This is a genomic window from Planococcus sp. ANT_H30 (genome assembly GCF_008369335.1).
Taxonomy (GTDB): Bacteria; Bacillota; Bacilli; order Bacillales_A; family Planococcaceae; genus Planococcus; species Planococcus kocurii.
This window is the reverse complement of record NZ_VOBJ01000004.1, coordinates 36577-56648: the sequence shown is the minus strand read 5'-3', so window position 1 is coordinate 56648 and position 20072 is coordinate 36577. Positions and strand designations below refer to the sequence as shown.

Sequence of the window (20072 nt, the reverse complement as noted above, 5' to 3'; positions counted from 1 at the left end):
TCATTAATGTTATTGGCGTTTTGGAATCATAAACTATTTCGTGGTGGCTTTGCCAGTAGTGGAGATTGGAAAATCAAGAAAAACCACGATTTGGATGTATCCAAATCGTGGTTTTTGCTTACAAATTTTATATTTTTGGTGCAAATCGATCCATGAAGAATTCCAACTCTTCGACTGGTAAAGGTTTACTATAATAATACCCTTGGATATTAAGGCAATCTCTAGCGATTAAAAAGTCTAACTGCTCTTTTGTTTCTACACCTTCAGCAATAACGTTCAAGTTAAGATTTTGAGCCAAGGTTATGATCGTACTCGTAATCGCAGCATTGTCTTTATCCGTTAAGATATCAAGCATAAACGATCTGTCTATTTTTAACGTATCAATTGGGAAATTCTTCAAATAACCTAAAGATGAATAGCCTGTTCCAAAGTCATCTAGTGCTATTTTTATGCCCAATGCTTTGATTTCTCTCATTTTCTCCAATGTCACATGTGTATTTTTGAAAATCTGATTTTCAGTCAATTCGATATGCAAAAATTCTGGTGCTATCTTTGTATCTATTAAGATACTTTCAATCATTGAAATCAAGTCGTCTTCCTCAAACTGTCTACCTGACAAATTCACAGAAACCGACAACTGGGAATGCCCTTGACTGTGCCATGTATTCAATTGCTTGCAGGCGTTCAAAAGTACCCATTTGCCAATGGGGACGATCAATCCGGTTTCTTCTGCAACCGGAATAAATTCAATTGGAGAGATCATGCCTCGAGTTGGATGATTCCATCTCAGCAACGCTTCTGCTCCGACGATGCTATTGGTTTTGCTATTTACTTGTGGTTGATAATGGAGACTCAGTTCACCATTTTCTAAAGCTTTGTACAATGCATTTTCCAAGTAAATGCTTTCCATACTCCAGTCACTCATTTCACTCTTAAAGAAATGATGATAGGTACCGGATTTTTCTTTCGATTTATACATGGCAGCATCAGCATTTTTGATCAAAATTTCAGCTGTGTCGCCGTGTTCTGGAAATAAGCTAATGCCAATACTCGCTTTAATATATACTTCGTTTCCTTTTAACGAAAACGGTTCTTTAAAGGATTCAACTAACTTATCCACAATTTTTAATACATCTTGATTTTTGTTGTAGTTCGGCAAGACGATCGTAAATTCATCGCCTCCTTGACGCGATACAAACGCGCTTTCTGGTACACACCGCCTTAATCGATTGGCAACATTTTTCAGTAACATATCTCCATAACTATGCCCAAAACTATCGTTTATCATTTTAAAGCGATCCAAATCCAAGAATAACACTGCGACTTTCTGACCCGACAGTCCCGCTTTTTCTGTTTCTTTTTTCAAATAATCTTCAAGCAAAATTCGATTTGGCAAATCTGTCAAATGATCGTAGTAAGCTAAGTGACTAATTTCCTTTTCTAATTGCTTTCTCTTGGTAATGTCTCTGAATGTAACAACTTCACCAATAATCTGGTTGTTTTCTTTTATAGCAGAAACGACGTACTCAACAGAAAAACCATGCCCATCTTTTTTTAGAAATTTCAAGTCCTCTTCTAAAGAAACCGAAGTAATCATCAGGTTTTGGTTTTCATGTAACAAGGTCTTGTAAGACTGTCCGATCAGTTCGCCCGTGTTATAACCTAATATAGACTCTGCCGCTCGGTTGCAGAACGTGATCTTGTTTTCTAAATCAAAACCGAAAATACCTTCATCTACCGAATTTAAAATCAGCTCTTTTTCACGACTCAAGTTTTCTAATTCTGTAACCACTGTTTTAAGTTCATTATTTTTCAAAACAACCTCTGAAGTTCTTTTTTCAATTAGCATTTCTTGTTTTTCCATATAGAGCAAATTAGATAGTGTGGAGGCAGTAGCTTCTGCAATCGATTGAGCTAGTTCGATATCGGATTCACTGAAGACTTGCTCCGTTTTATTAAAACTGACGAGGACAAGCGCTCCTAAAACTTCCCCCATCGATACAAAAGGAAGCATCAACATCGCTTCAAACCCAAATGTTTTAGAAACCTCTTGGTTAACTCGTTCGTCTTTTGTCACGTCTCGAATATACAGCGGCTTTTTAGAAACGACTACGGCATCAAACACACGATCATTTGATGGATCAAACTGCAACTCCTCGTGCTTGTCCAGCCAGTCTTCTTCAGCCCATTCACTTTTCGTACTTAAATTAGTCGGTTTCATCTTCGCACCTACTATTGGATCTAATAAATGAACACCTATATTATCATTTTTTAAAACCTTACCGACATAATGAAAACATTTTTCCATTACATCTGTCATTGAGGAAGTCATAGATAAGTCACGCGTCAAATCCAACAGCAATTGCTTTTCAGCAAGGATACTTTCCTTACGTTGTAAATTGTTGACGTTTCGAATTGCTACACCTGCCATATTGACATAGGCTTCTACCGTTTGTATTTCATCTGCGGTCAAATTCATCGGGATGCCGTAGTCAAACAGAAAAACCAGTCCGAACAATTCACCTTCATATGAAATAGGAAGTGCTAATAGTGATTTGATGCCAAACCCTGCAACTGCTCTTGGATCCGGACGGTTATCTTTTGACGTATCTGCGATATAAATGGTTTGTTGCGTTTCAATTACTTCTTTTGCTAATAAATCATATTCTGTATCTACTACATGCATATCGAGTGTCATGCCATTAATAACTTCCGGCTTCCCCACGTATCCACGGAAACTCCCGTCTTCTTGCGGCAAGTAAATTCCAACCGAGTCACATTGCACAACTTCTTCGGATATAGCCGTAATCACATGTTCAAGCAATGGACGGAGTTCAAAATTCGTGTTGATTAATTTCGTAATATCGGCCAACCGGGAATAACGAGTTTGTTCAATTTTCATTAGCACAACCTCCATTCACTAACTTAGTATATATGAATATTATAAAAGGCAACAAATTGTTACTAGAACATTTAAAGATTAAAATCACCTTTTCCCACCACTTTACACTTCTTTTTACCCACCAAAATTAGACAGATGGTTATTCGTGTATTTTTTGTACAATCATTCTATCATTAATATCGACAAAGACACGTTAAAAGTTAACAATAAATTGATTGATACTCATGTAACTTATCAATTATGTAAGTTTCATGAAAGACTTCCACTTTTCTACACCGCTTTGGGCATGGCTCCCGCAGGTAAGTAAAATGTCGAAATCTACTTGGGCGTTTGCTCCTATCAATCACAGTCGGTCGTTTCAGAGATTGCACTTCAAAGTTGCACTTCACCAAACAGCCGACTTTTTTCTCTGTCTGTTTTATTTTAAAGGCTTGTGGAACTACCCCTTTTTACCTCAACTTTTTTAGGAATTCCGTTACCTCTTCGCTGCCTTCTAAACGAACTTGTATAAGCTCTCTTAGTTTTTCTTCACTTTCAATTTCACTCAAGGTTACTTCGTCCCAGCCTTCTACCTCTTCTCTTGTTACGTTAAATTCTTCGAGACCATCGATCGTGTTGAATTTAAACGTTACCCAGTCCATATTTTGGATCAACGTAAATAAGTAAGAATCGTTGTTGATAACAGTTTCTTGTAGATCGATCGTCGATTCTGACCAATCATAGTCGACCACGATGCCATAAGGTTGTTCCTTTGTTTGGGGTGCTATTCCACTAAAATAGTCTGCTCCCTGTAAATGGATCACCGTATTAACTACTGCACTATTATCACCTACATACGAGTCTTTGTATTCGAACACCTCTCCATTTGAACTGTCTGCATCAGAATTACAATCACTTACTAAAGTCAGTACCAGTAACAAAATCAAAGATTTAATCAGTCGATTCAATTTTACTCACTCCTTCTAAATTTCTACTTATTTTTACGTTTTACTACTAACGTTTCATTTTTAAGTCAAATCAAAAACCGCAAGAGAAAATGGTGAACTTTTCTCTTGCGGTCTATGTATTTAGTAATGCTACTCGAATTGCTATTGATCACTTTTGATATTGCGTCACGACGGTTTTAGCAAGAAGACCGATTACTTGGCCTTTAAATTGATCTGGAACAGAATGACCGGCCGGATCTTTATAATACAGAAGGTTTGTTTCTTCCACATAAGTAAAACCCATTGCTAGAAATTGGCTCTTTAAAGACGGTGGCAGTTGGTCGCTGCCTGTCACTTTTTTAAAGTACGGAGTTGTCGAAATCGACACATCCACATCGTCTAAACTAGATGTTAGCATGAATAAATCCTGATCGCTTTTTATAATCCACTGTCCTTTAGAGTAGATGGCTATTTGTAAGTATTCCAATCCAGAAATCCCCTCTAAGTTAACGCCATAAATCTCGTTAATCAGCGTTCGATTCGTTGCTCCTGTAAGCGCATAGTCATGTTCTTTTATATAGCGGTCCATCACTTCGTTTTTCTTCATCTTCATAATCTTCGCGTCTTTAGCTGTTGATTCTGCTCCTTCTTTCAGAGATACTCGCAAACTTTTCATAATTTCATCTGAATAAATGCTCAGCTTACTGCCATAATCCTTTTTGGAAACTAGATTTAAATCAACTGAAAAAACTTCGTCTACTGCACGACGAACTTCATTGCCTTTCAGCTTTTTACCAAAGGAAGCTACGTAATAATCCATGACTTTCACTTTCGGCATTTTGTTGATGACACTATCCAGCTGTGTAGATTTAGCATCTTCTCCTAAACCAACACGTACGGCTTCCATAACTTTTTTGGAATACTTGGTATCTTGTTTCTGTTGTTGTGCTTGTTGAACAGTGGTCGACGTTTCCTGTGCAAAAACGTTGCCAACTCCTCCTGTAAACAACATGCTGATTAAAAAAACAGAGACCATCAGTTTCTTAAATTGGATTTTCAATTGGTTTCCTCTTTCTGTTTAGTAAACTTTTATCGTTGTTATTCCTCTGATTTCTTAATGGATCTGACAAAACTGTTCTACCAATTTCACGATTTATCCATATTGTTCGCTTCTTCTGTATCGCGGACGTTCTTTTGTACCGTCACTACTGCAAACAAACTCAAGACAAACGAAATGCCGTAGAATCCTTTTTCGCTCAAGATGATACTGCCTGCATTAAACAAGCCAATCGCCATAAGTGCGATTGCTGAAATGAGCGCAAACCAGCTGATGCCATAATACAGATTTGTAACACGTATTCCTTCATCGCGGTCTCGAACTGCTTTTTGAAGTGACACAGCAGAATAAAGGCCAAGGATCATGACTGTGATGTAATACCCTTTCTCGTTTAACTCCATCGTTGCATTGTATAATCCAATCAAATAAGTTGATACCCCTATGAGCAATGCTCCCCATGCTGCACCTTTAAACGCGCCAGTCGGTTCTCCAAGCCTGCGTTTCTCCACTATTTTTTTCGTGAACACATCTTCATCTTTATCCCCTAACATACATACAACCCCCTCTCTTTTACTAGTGTGAATCTTACTTACCTCCGACAAGATGACTTAATTTTACAAATTTTAACTAAGACTATTTTACCATATATAACAGAAAAAATACGACTGATTTAAACAAACTAGTTAAAAATTTGAAAAAAATAGAGAGTAGAAAATTTACCAGCTAAAAGATAATTCATATTGAAAAAGCAGAAGGACGAACCCATTGGTTCAGCCTCCTGCTTTTTACGTGATTGCCTCATTTCAACGCTCTTCTGTACCACTCGGATAAACAACCTCTACGCCATCTTCTTTTTTCACTTTAGCTGGAGCTCCCCACATGGCAATTTCATGTTTGACTAGCTCTACCGTTTCGTCTTTCCCATCAATAATGTGAAAAACCTGATGGCCATTCGCAACAAGCCAATTACTGATCAGAAAACGATGGCAGCGAGAAGGGTGCCGCTCCGAGCAACAGTAAGCTACACGCTTTTCGCTTGCGATTGTCACTAACGCATCTATGCCTTCTTTAAATTCATCAGTCAATGTGTAATCGGCGTAATTGTGAAACGACTGATTGTTCCATCCTGCGTTTACATCTCCATCAATTTCTTTCGATTTGCGGCGCCGACCGCCGAGCTTTGGAAAATGCTGATAGTGGATATTGTCCGCTTCCAGCCATTCTGGAAAAATGTCTTTCGAAAACTGTGGCCATTTGCGACTGCCAGGAAACGCTCGCACGTCTGCCAGTACCTCAATCGAATTGTCTTTCAGCATCTTTCTAAAAAATTCCTTTGAGTGACTCGAGTGACCAATTGTGTAAATGTCCATCTGCCTCTCCATCCTTGTCAAGCGATTTACTTTTACTATTCCTGTCAGTTAGTAAGGTTAAACACCTTTTTAAAACTAGCCAGTAGAACCAAACGTCGCTTTCTACCACCTTGACACTCGATATATTCTCCCTTATACTACGAGTAACGATATATCGAGTGACGATATATAAAAAGAGGTGATTTAATGCAATCTCTATCCGAGTCCACATATTTAGTGTTATTAGCGTTAACGAAAAAACCTTTGCATGGTTATGGAATTATTAAAAAAATCGAACAATACAGCGATGGCGCTATTGTTTTAGCACCTGGCACCTTGTATGGCGTGTTGACCAACTTGCAAAAACAACAACTTATTGAACTTGTCACTGCTGAAAAAGAAAGTAGACAAAAGAAAACATATCAACTGACAGATGAAGGTCATGTAGTTTTCAAATTAGAATATCAACGCTTTAAAAAGATGCTGACGATTAGTGATGACATTTTAAAAGGAGCAGAAACTGATGAAAACAATGAAGAAGTTTAAACTGTCGCTCGCGAATGATATCGAAAAAGAAGCCAACTGGCTAACGGAAATGTCAGCCAAAGGATGGCATTTCGTTAAATACAAATGGGGATTTTATTATTTCGAAGAAAATCTTGAAATTTCGTATATTTACCAAGTCGATTTCCAAGAGGCGACCGATGAGTATTTTGACTTGTATAAACAAGTCGGCTGGGAGCATATGCATACAGAAGTGATGCAATTTCATTATTTCCGTGCCGACGCTACCATCGTTGGCAACAAACGGATTTATTCAGATCCCGCTTCTATTAAAGGAATGTATAAAAGAATGTTTTCCTTCTATCTTGTCATCTTTGCTTGTATGCTCGTTACTCAAATCGGTTTATTGCTGACGTGGGATGGCAACCTGTTCTCAAAATTCGTTTTAGCGCTGGTTACTGCCGTACTCTTACTTTATGTTTACTTGTTCATCAAACTTACGCAGCAAATGAAGAAAAACGAAAAACTGATTTGACAGCGAAAACCCTCGAATCTTTGACCAAAGATTCGAGGGTTTTACTGTGTTCCTACGTGTAGTCAGATATCGTCTAGTGTAGATAACGCTTTCTAAAAACAGTGGACTTTTAGATTCGTCCTTTGACCTTGGCTAACAAAAACTGTCGCACTTTTGAAACATCAGCTAACTTGCCTTTTGGCACAATAAAAGCAGACAATCCGCTATTGTATAAGTACAAATTGGATGCATCTTCGCCGATATGTTCAATACCGGCCCATGATACGAGTTTTTCACCTGTCGCACTGACTTCCCGAAGACCTGCTTCTGTGAATATCATCGTATGTGTTCCAAGTACTCCTTCGTTTTTTCCTTCTCGAAGCAGTTTTTTGGATGATTTCTGGATATGATGATAAAAATATTTTGGATAAAAAATAGTCCATAAAATTCCGATGATGAGAAATGGAATTACCATAAACAAGATGGGGATATCTAATACAAACGAAAGAACAACGGCCATCACCAAATAAATAATAGGCACCAACACGCGTTGCATAGTCATTGTTTTTCTTACGGTTTTAGAATTTTTTGCGTGGTATAAATTAAAATCAATATACGCCTCTTCGGTTACATCGTAGGTAATCTCCATTGCTTAGTTAGCTCCTATTCTTATCCGTCTTTATAGCATTTCAACACTTTGATAAGCTTCTATCATATCATGTGAAAGGAATTTTTTGGATAGCGTCATTTCATAAAATTATCTTCCTGCACCAAACGCGCAGACTGCGGTCATGTAAATCAGTCTTCCCTCTACTGAAGAAGCTTTCTCTTCATCACAAGAGTAATTGATTGTATATACTACTTTAGAAATTTACTCGATTCCATTGAACTTGATCCTACTAAACGAGGAGTAAAAGCATTATAGTTAATAGTTGAGGATAAAAAACATCATGAAACGACAGAAAAGAGGAATCGCATGACTGCAACAAATAAAAAACGAAAATTCCATAAAGCGAAGTTGTTTTTACGAGCACTGCCCATTATCATCGGTGCTTTTATCACCGCCTATGGTCTTGAAACCGTGCTGATTCCAAACAATGTATCGGACGGCGGGGTCACTGGCATCAGCATCGTCGGCTCCCAATTGACCGGAATGCCTCTAGGTTTGCTGATTGCTGTCTTGAATATTCCATTTGTCTATTTAGGCTATAAACAAATCGGGAAAAGCTTTGCCATCTATTCCACCATCGGCATCGCTTCCCTTGCCTATGCAACGACCCTAATGCACCATCTCCCGCCCATCATCGTAGGAGATACCTTACTGATTACAGTCATTGGCGGAATCATCATTGGTTTTGGAATGGGGGTTGCTTTGCGAAACGGGGGTGCGCTTGATGGAATCGATATGCTGGCGGTACTCTTGTCGCGCAAATTGCCATTTGGGACGAGTGACCTGATCTTATTTCTCAACATGTTCGTCTTTATCATCGTCTCATTCGTCTTTGGTCTGCAAGGCGCTTTTCTGTCGGGAATCGCTTATTACATTGCAGCCAAAGTAATCCACTTGGTCGAAGAAGGATTTAGTGGTTCTAAAACGTATAAAATTATTTCGCGTGACCCCGAACTGCTCGTCCAAACCATCTACGACCGTCTCGGACGTAATGCTACCTACAATATCGTCAAAGGGGCTTACACAAATGAGGACTACAAAGAAATCACGTGCATCATCAACCGACTCGAAGACAGTAAGATGAAAGAAATCATTTTTGAAATTGATAACAACGCCTTTGTTGCGGTTTACGACGTTGCCGAAGTTCGAGGCGGTAATTTCAAAAAACGGGACATTCACTGAGTTTGTTGCCGTATACTAAAAACGTATCGATTGCTCTGTTACAACAAAAGCACGATTGAAATTAGAAGATTTTCAAAAATCTTCTTAATTTCTTTATTACCCAAAAACCGCCGACGGAGTAACTTCCATCGGCGGTTTTTCAGTTAGCTTTTTATTTAGTAAGCGTCTGTAAATCTATCTCTAACTCTTCCTGTACTTATCCTCAATAATCCGGTAATTGTCATGGTAGATTTTATCCCATTCCGTCTTTTTGTACATCCGGCTTTTCAATCGCTGATTAATCCATTCAGGATCATACTCTCTAAAAGACTGGCTATCTGCCCAGTCTTTCATCTCTTTATGCTCCGTATGCTTTTGATCTCGGTAAATTTGCAAGAAGTCATAAAATCCTGGAATGCCTCCTACATCTTCCGGTGGTGCTGTCTCTGCCCCGTCTAGTAGCGTTGGGAAACCGAAATAATAATCATCGACGATAGTTTCAAGCTTGATACGGAACTGCCAGCCATCACCAAAATCGTAGCTGTATACTAACTCTTTGTGCTTCTCCAAAAATTCATCAATTTTAATGCCCGAAGGTTTCCGAACAACTGCCGATAACCGCTCTTGATAAGCCTCTTCAAACTTTCTATACTGCGGTTCCATATTCTTTAGTCGCTCCGCGAACATCTTTTTGTTCTTTTTAAACCCTTGGTGTTCTTCGTAAGCTTCTTCGTCATTTGTCACTCGAATGCCGTCTTCCGCTAACTCAAATTCGAATAGATGATAGCCTTCCGACGGATAGCCACTCTGAAAATTGCTAGTCTGTTGCACAATGTCGTGCAGCATATTAAATGTGGCACCTGCTGGCATGATTACTTTGCGCCAAATAAGTGGATTTGAGTGTTCCAATTCAATTCGGATAATATACGATTTCATCTTTGACCACCTGGCTTTCTTTTGAGATTATTTTATGTTCTTGTCCACAGCAAAACGAGCAGCCCATTAGGAATTAACAGGAATATCAATGACTCATTTAACCCTATCATACTTTACGACGTTCTCCATCCTGCCAACAGACAATTCAGCACAAAAAAAGTAGAACTTTGCAGTGAATCACCGCAAAGTTCTACTTTTAACATTTCCACTAAATCAAAGAGCTTTTAACTTAAAGACTTCTCGCTTCTCAACCAAGTCCGCCGTATGCGTCCGATATTCTTGATAATGACGAGTAGCGACATGATTCTCGAGCGCGTTTTTGTCTTGCCAGGTCTCGTGAAGAACAAACGTGTCGTCTTCAATCGATTGATGGAGAACATAGCTTACGCACCCTGCTTCTGCGCGTGACGCAATTAGAACTGTGTTCAGTTCCGTCAATAATTGATCTGCCATGTTTTCTTTTGGCTTTAGAATCGCGGTAATGACGATAGGTTCCATCATTTAGTTTCCTTTGTTGTTTCGTTTTTCCAAAGCCTTCACCAATTCCTCTGCCAATTCTTCAGCAGAAAATGGATCGCGGCCAGTTACCAATTGGTCATTGCCCCATACCACTTTGTTGTCAGCACTATAATTAGCAACTTCACTCATTTTTGCTTCCAAGCTAAATGGGAGAATTTCTGGAAGGCCTTCAGGTTCAACCGCTTCTGGGTAGCCGGTTACGTCTAACCCATCAATGATGCTTTTGCCATTTGGACGCATTGTCCAAACTAATGGAGCCGGTCCGTGGCAGACAGCCGAAACGATGTTGCCATTGTCGTACACGGTATTGATGATATTACGAAGCTCTTCACTTTCAGTCAAGTCATACATTGCTCCGTGACCACCTACGATGAATACGACATCGTAGTCTTTAGCATTGACGTCAGAAAGAGCAGCAGTATTGTCCGCGATTCCCGATTCATACATTTTCTTGTATTTGCCTTCAGGGTCATAATCTTCACTAATGCTGACTTGATCAAGTGTCGGTTTGCCACCGAGTGGTGAAGCCAAGTCTACTTGATGTCCTGCTTTTTCCAATATCTCTTTCGGTGCGAACAACTCTTCTGCCCACCAGCCCGTTTCGTAATTATTTTCAGTGTCCTTATGTCCACTTGATAAGACTGCTAATACTTTTGCCATGTTAAATTTCCTCCTCTAGGTTATAAAAAATCCTAATACTAGTGTATTCCCAAATTTTTCACGTCTAAACAAACAGACAAAACAGACAATTTCTAGCACCTAGTTAATCTACTTACATTTTAGTACAAGGTATGAAAAAAGGGGGCATGTCAAAAAAGAGGATGCATGTTACGCGCATCCTCTTGTGCTTTCTCGGTTCAATTAAATTACAGATATTCTATATTTACCTATCTTCTAGTCCATCAAACTTTTTCGTTTTGCTCTGCCGCATCCGTTTCGCCGCTCTCCACTAGAACATTCACCATCGTCTTTTTCAACTGTTGAAGTGGTAAGTGTCTATGTGTAAACGGTACCCGGTCACTTTTGTGGCTTAGCGGAACTTTCTCGAATGACTAATTTGGTATCGATAATTATTTTCTTACTGACTTCCCGTTTAGTCGTCAATCTATCAATTAACAAATCAACCGCCGTTTCTCCCATTACTTCTGTATAGAGCTTAACAGTAGTTAAAGGAGGCATCATATATTTAGCTGTAGCTACATCGTTGAATCCCACAATACTTAAGTCCTCAGGTATCTTTACTCCCAGTTCAAAAGCAGCTTTGTAGCATCCAACAGCAATCGTATCATTAGCAACAAATACAGCCGTTGGTTTAACCTTGCCTGCCAGCATTTCTCTTAAGTTTGTGTACCCATCCTTTGGATCGTAGCCACCAATTTTCACTAGCTCTTCATTGAAAATGTTTTTTTCTTTTAAGTATTTTTCAAATACATCTTGTCTCAAATCTTTAAATCGGTTGCCGTACATGTCGGTTTCTACCCCGCCAATAAATCCAATAAATTCATGACCCAATTCAATCAAGTGATCAAGTGCTTTTCGCGTCGCCGAATTAAAATCAATAATGACTGAATCATAATACTGAGGATCCGGATTTGAATCCACGAAAATGCATGGTTTTCCAAAATCGAGAATTTTTTCAATGTCTTTTTTCTTGAAAGTACCCAGTGCTAGTATGCCATCGAGATTTTTTGGCTTATTGCCATTTTGTTCTTCGTCAATCCGGTAGAATTCGATCTGTTTTTCGATTAGCTTTTTTTCAAGAGCTACGCGAATCGATAGGTAATAGGTGTCGACCAGTTCTTCTTCCATTGAGAAAGAGTCATAGATGCCGACTCGCCATTTACTTTTTTTCTTTTTTTTCGGCGCCACTACATAGGACAAATCCTCCGCTGACTCAAATACTCTTCTTCTAGTTTCTGGCGAGACATTGAGTGTCTCATCGTAATTCAGAACTCTCGACACGGTCGTAATTGAAACATTAGCCAGATTGGCTATATCTTTGATTGTGGCCATCATTAATCTCCTACTAACTTTTCTCTTTCTTCCATTATATACATGTTCAGCTGATTCTTTCTAATTTATTCTTTTTGAGAAACGAAAATTTCGTTTCTGAAACGACAATGGCACATAAAATCAATGCAGCACCCACGATCATTTTGAACGTCATCACTTCTGCGAGAAGCGCTACAGAAAAGACCATCCCCCAAAAAGATTCGGTTGAAAGAATAATCGCCGCGGTCGTTTCAGATAACCACTTCTGAGCGACGGTTTGAAGAAGATAGGCAATCGTAGTTGAAAAAACACCTAAGTAGACAAGAGATAGAATCCCTTCTTTTTCAGCTACAACAAGCGGATCTCCCTTGAAAACGACAACCAGTACACCAATCACTGCAGCCACAGTAATCTGTACAAGCGTCAGGAGTATCGGATCTGAGTCTTTTACGTACTTTGCCGTATAAAAAATTTGAAGTGCAAAAAACACGGCACAACCGAGGGTCAACAAATCCCCGATATTGATAGTCGAATTTATTTTCAGCGAAAGCACACCGACGCCGAGCATCGCCAAAAAAGCACCGCCTAATTCGAAAAAGTCTATTCTTCTTCTATAGATAACGAGCGCTAAAAAAGGAACAATCACCACATTAACAGCCGTCAAAAACGCATTTTTTGATGGTGTTGTATATTGTAGTCCTACTGTCTGGAGCGCAAAAGCTGCATAAAGGAAGATTCCCAATATGACGCCTTGGATGATTATTTTTTTGTTGAGATTGCGAATACTGCGATAAAAAATAGCGATTAGCATAACCGCCCCGATCAGAAATCTACCCGCCAATATTTGGTAAGGTGTCCAATGATCCAACGCAATGGCATTTGCTACAAAACCGCTACCCCATATAATCGCTGTAATGATAAGAAGCGTTTCTCCCAGGTACTTGCGCATTTAATCATCCCCATAGTGTTCATGTAAAAGTTGTAAAAACACACTTGATGTCCAAGTGAACGATGTATCGACCAACCCTTCCCCAGTAAATGGGTCAAAGTTTTCCGCCATGCCGCCTTCCAAAGTCAGGTCAAGGAACTTTTTCCGCAACCTGTCTGCTGCTACCGTGTAACCATTTGCCTCCAATGCGTGAATGAACAAATAAGTGACTGGTGCCCAAATTGGACCAAGCCAGTAGCCATTTTCTTTGTAATAAGGACTTGAAGGATTTTCGGTTGCAAGTCCAAAGCGAGTTTCAAAGTTTTGCTCAAGGTCGTTAACAAGTTCTTCTGCAATGGTTTTATCCAACCGGTAGGCAATCAGCAACGGCAGCCTAAGAATCAAGCTGGAACGATTCGTTATGATTTTGCCTTCCTTTCCGACTCTACCATAAAAACCATCTGCGTCATACAGCCGGCTCATCAATAACTCAAACATGGAATCGGCTCTTTCTTTAAAGGATACGGCTTCTTCTTTTTCACCCAGAATTTCCGCAAAAGAAGCTAAAATATCGGATGAACGGATGAGAAAACTGGCGAGGTCCGGCGCTTCTACTGGCATGCCTTCATGAAATAGTGAAGCATTGTCCCAACCTGAATCATTGCCATGTTTATAATGCGGAAGACGTTCTTTGAATGTCCGGTAGTTGTCGTAATAAGACATTACTTTTTTAGTAGATTCAAAGACTTCCCTTATTCGCGATGTTTCTTTAAAATAATCATTTTTTTGCATCAGCTGATCATACACTAACGCAAATATTGGCGGCTTCGTGCAGTTATAAGAAATAAATTTATCGTTCACAAAATCTGGATAAGCTCCTGATTCGTCCTGTGTATCCATAAAAATTTTCAATTGCTTATAAGCCAGTTCCGGATGTTCTCTTCCTAAATTTAAAGCATTAAAACAATTATCCCATGACCAAATATTATACATCCATAACTTGGACATATACATGGCAGGCTCCCGTAATAGTCCGTGGGGGTGAACGACGCTCGACCAGGTGATGTAAGCCGCTCTTTCAATAGAAGAAAGATACTGATCATCTGCCTGAAGAGGTTTCATTGATTGAAACCATGCCTTGTATTGTCTAGTGACTTGGTCCTTGCCTTCGTGAAACGACGAGTATTTCTTCTCCTTGTAAACGGTTTGGTAACTTTCAAAGACAAAATGTCCTTTACTCAAACAAATATCGATATAATCATTTCCAATAATGTTCCAAGGCGCTTGAACGTTTAGAGTCCCGCCAAGGTTAAGTAGCATCAGTTTTAATTCTTTAGGATAAATATGATATTCAAACATGCCTCTCGCTAATTCCATAATGGAATCATACTTACCTTTATCTGCAGTCAGCTTAAGTTCAATATTTTTCACTTCTATATGAAGTTCATTTTCTTTTGGAATTATCATTTCTACAGCGGCTTCGGAACGTCCTTTAATGTGGAATTGAACAGAAACTTCCGAAGCATGGACTTCAAAATCCTGCTCAATTCCATTCTCTACCAAAGCAATTTTGAACAACCGAGAAGGGGCATCATCCCCTCCGTGAATATCTCTTATATAAACATCATTCGAATCCTTCTCTTCCGAAATGCAAAAATACGAGCCATATCTGGAAAACGGGATTTCTTTAATATCTAGTTTCATCCGATCTCTCCTAGCCCTTTTTTATCTTGCCACAAAAAATCGACTTTCTTCAATAAGGTTGGACTTAGGAATCGCTCTGATTTCAAGCGTCATTTCAAAGTCTTCTACCCCTACTCTATACGGTGGTAACTGTTCTTCACCACAGCTATTGCTGCCCAGGCCGCTTTGTCTGTAGTCGACAGTCAACACATTATAGGGGGATTTCTCAATTTTTCCACGATGCTGTGCCGCTTCAAGCGCTGCTACTTCGTAATCATGAATGGTGAAGTCGCGAATCTCCTTGAAGTTAATTAGGATTGACTGCTGTCCTTTTGACAATGCCAGGAAGGAGACATCGCATCTCGATCCATTTTCTTGAGGATAGACATAGTCCGTGTGCAACTCTTCAACCGATTTCGTGTAAAGACCAATTGGCTGACTGCGCTTGGAGTCCTGATAATTTTCAGAGTCGCCACGACCGTACCACGTCACTTCGTTATAAGCCTGGTTAAGCTTCATATTGATGCCAATTCTCGGAAGCATGTCCGGTATTTCGTTTCCTCTACTTACTTTTTCACCAACCAATTGAAGATTTAATACGCCGTGTGATGTAATTCGATAATGATAGCGAACGTTAAAACCCCATGCTTGGTTGAGGCTAGACATATACTTTTGAATTTCTACATCGACAAATCCATCGGCAACATGATATTCCAGTGACACCATTTGTTCCTTGGCATTTTTTATGAAGTATTTGTTGAGCCAAGCAGCCCGTTTGTACATATCATTGTCGATTGATGCTCGCCATAAAGTTAGTTCCGGACCATCCTCAACAATTTTTTCTCCGTCGAGAGCAAAAGAGATTAAGGCCCCTTCCACTTTTGAAAATTCCGCTTGAAAATGTGCACTCGTTACCCGCAACCTTACCGGTGTTTCCTCAACCCAAATCTGATTTCTTGAAGTAAGGGATAGATCTTTAACGGTCTTATTTCGCTTCGTCACCTCAACCAAGAAACTCTCACGCGTGATTGGGTGTCCTTTTTCTGCGTAATTTGTAGCTTCTGGTTCACTGTAGATGAACCGCAGCCAAACCTCTTCATGCGCCAATGCTTTTGCTTGATCGATTGGCAACGTATATTCGAGTTCTTCACCTGCTGAAAGACTGGGCAGTTCGACTTCCACTTCTTCGATTAATTCTGAAAATGATTCCACTCGAATGCGAAGATGGATGCCTTTCAAATTTCGGAAGTCGTAACGGTTTTTTAGTTTCACACGAAACGGATTGTCCGCTGTTGCTTCTGTCACAATGGGTTCAATTACTTTTTTGTATTCAATTAACGCAGGAGAGGGTGTGCGGTCCGGAAAGACCAGTCCATCGATACAGAAGTTTCCGTTAGTAGGGAAGTCTCCGTAATCCCCACCATAAAGAAAATAAGTGTTTCCCTCGTCATCAGTCTTCCGGATGCCATGATCGTACCATTCCCAAATAAACCCACCTTGTAGTCTCGGGTATTTTCTCATGACTTCTTGGTATTCCGTCAAGCCGCCAGGTCCATTTCCCATAGCATGACCATATTCGCAAAGCAAATGTGGTTTTTTGCCTTCCGCATTCTGTCCGATTTCTTCGAGTGCATTCAACCGAGTATACATCGTTGTGTACATGTCACTGTAAGCCGCCACTCGGTCTCCTTCGTAGTGAACAAGCCTAGTCGCATCCGTTTTCTTGATGGCATCGTACATGGCTGTAAAGTTTCGGCCCACACCCGATTCATTTCCTAAAGACCAAATGATGACACTCGGATGGTTCCGGTCTCTCTTTACCATCCGAATCGCACGATCGACGTATTGCTTTTCCCACTGTTCGTTGTCGCTGATCCAGTTGTAATTTCCGGTGTTTTCAAATCCATGACATTCCAGGTCTGTCTCATCTATCACATAAAGTCCGTATTCGTCGCATAGGTCATAAAAAACATCCTGATTTGGGTAGTGAGCTGTTCGGACTGCGTTGATGTTGTGTTGCTTCATCAATAAAACGTCCTGCAACATATCTTCATAAGTAACCGTTCTTCCCTGATCTGGATTGAAATCGTGACGATTTACTCCGTTAAAGAAAATGCGTTTGCCGTTCACTCTCATTTCATTGTCTTTGATTTCAATAGACCGGAACCCAAATCGAACCGGTACAGACTCAGAGACTCCTGACGGCAAGTCATATTGCAAGACAGCTGTATAGAGATGAGGGGTTTCAGCACTCCATAGTAAAGGCTTACTGATTTCTTTGGTCGCTTGGAAACTGCCGCCCTCAACATGGACTGCTAAGGAATTCTGCTCTTTGCCATTCAAGTAAATCTGTATGTCTACTTTTTTGATGCTGTCCGTCCAAAAAGAACCGTTGATACGGAACGTAAACGATTCATAAGATTCATCAGGAATCGTCTCAATCCATACATCCTGCAGCGTATCTTTGTGGTGTCTAAAAAGTTCAACACTTCTGTAAATACCCGAAAACCACCACATGTCTTGGTCTTCCAAGTAAGTTCCATCAGAAAATTGGTACACTCTGACAGTCAATCGATTGGTTCCTTCGTGAATAAGATCCGTAATGTCGAATTCAGACGGCAGTCTTGAGACTTTGCTGTAGCCCGCATGTTGTCCATTGACGAATAAGTCAAAAGCAGAATCAACGCCATTGAATTTTAAGACAATGTTTTCGTCTTGGGCGATGTTTTCGACTACTAAATCTTTGAAATAAATGCCGGTTGGATTTTCATGCGGCACATATGGAGGGTTAAGCGGAATGAGGTATAAAACATCCGTATAGTGCATATTTCCATATCCTTGTAACTGCCAGCAAGAGGGCACTGCAATCGTGTCTAAGCTCGCAATGTCGAATTCAGCTTGCTCAAAATGCTGAGGTGAATATTCCGGAGCCTGAAGGTAAAGAAATTTCCAATCTCCATCAAGGCTTTGGTATCCATCACTTTTTTCTTTCGTTACTTCTAAAGCTTCTTTGATTTGTTTGTATCTATAAAAGTCTGAATGGGCAGGCAACCTGTTCATAGCGAGCAGGCTGACGTCCTCCCATCGTTTCATTTTTCGTTGCATGTATTTCCCTCCGTATTAGCGTTACTTTATTGAACCGCTGATTCCTTCAACGATGTATTTCTGGGCAAATATAAAGACCAGTACTGGCGGAATAACCATGACCAGTGTAATAGCCATAATCGGAATGATTTGCAGTTCATGGACTCCTTGAAACGATGCCAGTCCAAGGGTCATCGTGTATTTTGCTTTGTCTTGCAAATAAATTAAAGGACCAAGGTAGTCGTTCCACACCAAAATAACATTCAAAACAGCTACCAGTACGAGAGGCGCCTTCATAATAGGCAAGAAAATCTTATAAAATATTTGGAACTCGTTCGCCCCGTCAATACGGGCAGCGTTTTCTAAATCTTTCGGTATATTCATCAAGAACTGGCGAAGTAAAAAGATATAATACGCAGAACCAAAGAACGCCGGAACGATTAAAGGTTTTAACGTATTGATCCAACCAAGCATGTTGAATTGCATATAAAGTGGAATCATTGTGACGTCCCACGGAATCATCATGGTGGACAACAAGAGAACAAACAGAAAGTTTTTGTATTTAAAATCGTATCTCGCAAATCCATAAGCTACGAGAGAACAGGAAATTAGCTGACCAATTGTTGTTAGGACCGTCACAATCACCGAGTTTTTAAAATAAACCCCGAAATTTTGGCTGTTCCAGGCATCAACAAAGTTACCGAACAATAGTTCTTCCGGTATAAATTTTGGCGGGTACGAAAATACTTCAGGTTCTGTTTTAATCGCAGTAATCAATGCCCATAAAAAAGGAAAGACAAAGTAAAGGGAAAAAATAACAAGGACAGAGTAAACAATAATTTTATGCCTTTTGGAAATCTTCATTATTTTTCACCTCACTTTTTTTCTTTTTTTCCCTTTTTTCTTTTTTCTCCTTTTTTACTTCGGCTTCATAAAAGACCCAAGCTGAGGAAGATTTAAAGATCATTAATGTAAATAGCATGATGATGATAAACATGAACCACGCATTGGCACTGGCATAGCCCAGTTCATGGTGCTTGAATGCATTGTTGTAGACAAACAGTCCGTAAAAGTACGTTGATTTTAACGGACCGCCACCCGTCAAGAGTAGCACCAGCGTTAATTGCTGCAATGCGGCAATGACAGAAGTAATCACGTTAAAGAGAATGGTCGGTGTAATAGACGGAATCGTGATGCTAATAAATTGGCGAATCACACCGGCGCCGTCAATTGCAGCCGCTTCGTACATATCGTGCGGAATGCTTTTAATATCCGTGTAGAAAATCAGCATCATTGTGCCGACGCCCCATGCGCTGGCAATGACGATGGCTACAATTGCCCATTTCGGATCGATAAGCCAACTCGGTTCTTCAAGTCCAAGAAAAGACAGTAAGTAATTGAAAACCCCATATTCCGTGTTAAACATCCATCCCCAAATAATGGATACTGCTACACCCGATACGACAGCGGGCAGATAAAAGATGGTCCTAAAAAATTTCATCCCTTTAATTGGCTGCGTAATGAGAAGCGCAAGAACCAGTGCTGCTCCTAAGTTAAGTGGAACAAAAATAAGGGCAAACTTGAATGTAATAAGAAGTGAATTGTAAAACTGAGGATCAGCTGTGAACATTTTAGTGAAATTGTCTATACCGATAAATTTCGCTTCACCGGCAATCGGCCAATCAAATAAACTCATGACTAGCGAAAAAGCGAGTGGTCCCAGCGTGAATGCAAGATAACCAATAATCCATGGCATGATGAATAGATAAGGAACACGTTTACGGATTAATGTGAACTTTTTTTCTTTTTTCTTTTTAATGGGCATGTTTTTCCCTCTTATTGGTTTG

18 protein-coding genes are annotated in these 20072 nt (G+C 39.8%); 3 read left to right on the top strand and 15 right to left on the bottom strand.

Features of this window, described 5'->3' with window-relative positions; translation table 11 throughout:
- Positions 1 to 127: 127 nt before the first annotated feature.
- From FQ085_RS10605 to FQ085_RS10585, 5 genes are all read right to left on the bottom strand, one after another.
- Positions 128 to 2902, bottom strand: coding sequence for a bifunctional diguanylate cyclase/phosphodiesterase (locus FQ085_RS10605; RefSeq protein WP_149456570.1), 2775 nt, complete (start codon positions 2900 to 2902; stop codon positions 128 to 130).
- Positions 2903 to 3351: 449 nt separating this feature from the next.
- Positions 3352 to 3849, bottom strand: a complete 498-nt coding sequence (locus tag FQ085_RS10600; protein WP_149456569.1) for a DUF4825 domain-containing protein — start codon at positions 3847 to 3849, stop codon at positions 3352 to 3354.
- Positions 3850 to 3997: 148 nt separating this feature from the next.
- A complete protein-coding gene (locus FQ085_RS10595; protein ID WP_262499785.1) occupies positions 3998 to 4888 on the bottom strand; it encodes a hypothetical protein in 891 nt (296 codons plus the stop codon).
- A gap of 86 nt (positions 4889 to 4974) precedes the next feature.
- Positions 4975 to 5436, bottom strand: coding sequence for an inner membrane protein YiaA (yiaA, locus tag FQ085_RS10590; RefSeq protein WP_149456568.1), 462 nt, complete (start codon positions 5434 to 5436; stop codon positions 4975 to 4977).
- Positions 5437 to 5688: 252 nt separating this feature from the next.
- Positions 5689 to 6255, bottom strand: a complete 567-nt coding sequence (locus FQ085_RS10585) for a DUF488 domain-containing protein (protein WP_149456567.1) — start codon at positions 6253 to 6255, stop codon at positions 5689 to 5691.
- 186 nt (positions 6256 to 6441) lie between these two features.
- Between FQ085_RS10585 and FQ085_RS10580 the strand changes: the two genes are divergently transcribed.
- Both FQ085_RS10580 and FQ085_RS10575 read left to right on the top strand, forming a co-directional pair.
- Complete coding sequence (locus FQ085_RS10580; protein WP_058386211.1) at positions 6442 to 6780, top strand: PadR family transcriptional regulator; 339 nt, start codon at positions 6442 to 6444, stop codon at positions 6778 to 6780.
- Positions 6758 to 7273, top strand: coding sequence for a DUF2812 domain-containing protein (locus FQ085_RS10575; protein ID WP_149456566.1), 516 nt, complete (start codon positions 6758 to 6760; stop codon positions 7271 to 7273). The genes FQ085_RS10580 and FQ085_RS10575 overlap by 23 nt, the downstream gene beginning before the upstream one ends.
- Positions 7274 to 7382: 109 nt before the next feature.
- Here the strand turns inward: FQ085_RS10575 and FQ085_RS10570 are convergent, their stop codons facing one another.
- Positions 7383 to 7901 carry a YcxB family protein gene (locus FQ085_RS10570; protein ID WP_149456565.1) on the bottom strand — a complete coding sequence of 173 codons (519 nt, stop codon included), beginning with the start codon at positions 7899 to 7901 and terminating at the stop codon, positions 7383 to 7385.
- A gap of 327 nt (positions 7902 to 8228) precedes the next feature.
- Here FQ085_RS10570 and FQ085_RS10565 point away from each other — a divergent pair, with 327 nt between their 5' ends.
- Entirely contained in the window at positions 8229 to 9104 is an 876-nt protein-coding gene (locus FQ085_RS10565) for a YitT family protein (RefSeq protein WP_058386214.1), read from the top strand.
- A gap of 180 nt (positions 9105 to 9284) precedes the next feature.
- On the opposite strand, the gene FQ085_RS10560 is transcribed toward FQ085_RS10565, so the two are convergent.
- The 9 genes from FQ085_RS10560 to FQ085_RS10520 form a co-directional block, all read right to left on the bottom strand.
- Complete coding sequence (locus FQ085_RS10560; protein WP_149456564.1) at positions 9285 to 10019, bottom strand: plasmid pRiA4b ORF-3 family protein; 735 nt, start codon at positions 10017 to 10019, stop codon at positions 9285 to 9287.
- Between the two features lie 213 nt (positions 10020 to 10232).
- Complete coding sequence (locus FQ085_RS10555) at positions 10233 to 10517, bottom strand: putative quinol monooxygenase (RefSeq protein WP_149456563.1); 285 nt, start codon at positions 10515 to 10517, stop codon at positions 10233 to 10235.
- Between the two features lie 3 nt (positions 10518 to 10520).
- On the bottom strand, positions 10521 to 11198 hold the full coding sequence (locus FQ085_RS10550; protein WP_058386217.1) for a type 1 glutamine amidotransferase domain-containing protein: 678 nt from the start codon (positions 11196 to 11198) through the stop codon (positions 10521 to 10523).
- A gap of 357 nt (positions 11199 to 11555) precedes the next feature.
- A complete protein-coding gene (locus FQ085_RS10545) occupies positions 11556 to 12551 on the bottom strand; it encodes a LacI family DNA-binding transcriptional regulator (protein ID WP_058386218.1) in 996 nt (331 codons plus the stop codon).
- A 46-nt stretch (positions 12552 to 12597) separates the two neighbouring features.
- Positions 12598 to 13479: a DMT family transporter gene (locus tag FQ085_RS10540; protein ID WP_058386219.1), complete on the bottom strand. Its 882-nt coding sequence runs from the start codon at positions 13477 to 13479 to the stop codon at positions 12598 to 12600.
- Positions 13480 to 15162 carry an amylo-alpha-1,6-glucosidase gene (locus FQ085_RS10535; protein WP_149456562.1) on the bottom strand — a complete coding sequence of 561 codons (1683 nt, stop codon included), beginning with the start codon at positions 15160 to 15162 and terminating at the stop codon, positions 13480 to 13482. It lies immediately after the preceding gene.
- A 21-nt stretch (positions 15163 to 15183) separates the two neighbouring features.
- Positions 15184 to 18246, bottom strand: coding sequence for a glycoside hydrolase family 2 TIM barrel-domain containing protein (locus FQ085_RS10530; RefSeq protein ID WP_149456561.1), 3063 nt, complete (start codon positions 18244 to 18246; stop codon positions 15184 to 15186).
- A gap of 21 nt (positions 18247 to 18267) precedes the next feature.
- The gene (locus FQ085_RS10525; RefSeq protein WP_058386222.1) at positions 18268 to 19089 is read right to left on the bottom strand and encodes a carbohydrate ABC transporter permease; all 822 of its coding nucleotides are present in this window, start codon (positions 19087 to 19089) and stop codon (positions 18268 to 18270) included.
- Positions 19067 to 20050 carry a carbohydrate ABC transporter permease gene (locus FQ085_RS10520; protein ID WP_149456560.1) on the bottom strand — a complete coding sequence of 328 codons (984 nt, stop codon included), beginning with the start codon at positions 20048 to 20050 and terminating at the stop codon, positions 19067 to 19069. The genes FQ085_RS10525 and FQ085_RS10520 overlap by 23 nt, the downstream gene beginning before the upstream one ends.
- Between the last annotated feature and the right edge of the window lie 22 nt (positions 20051 to 20072).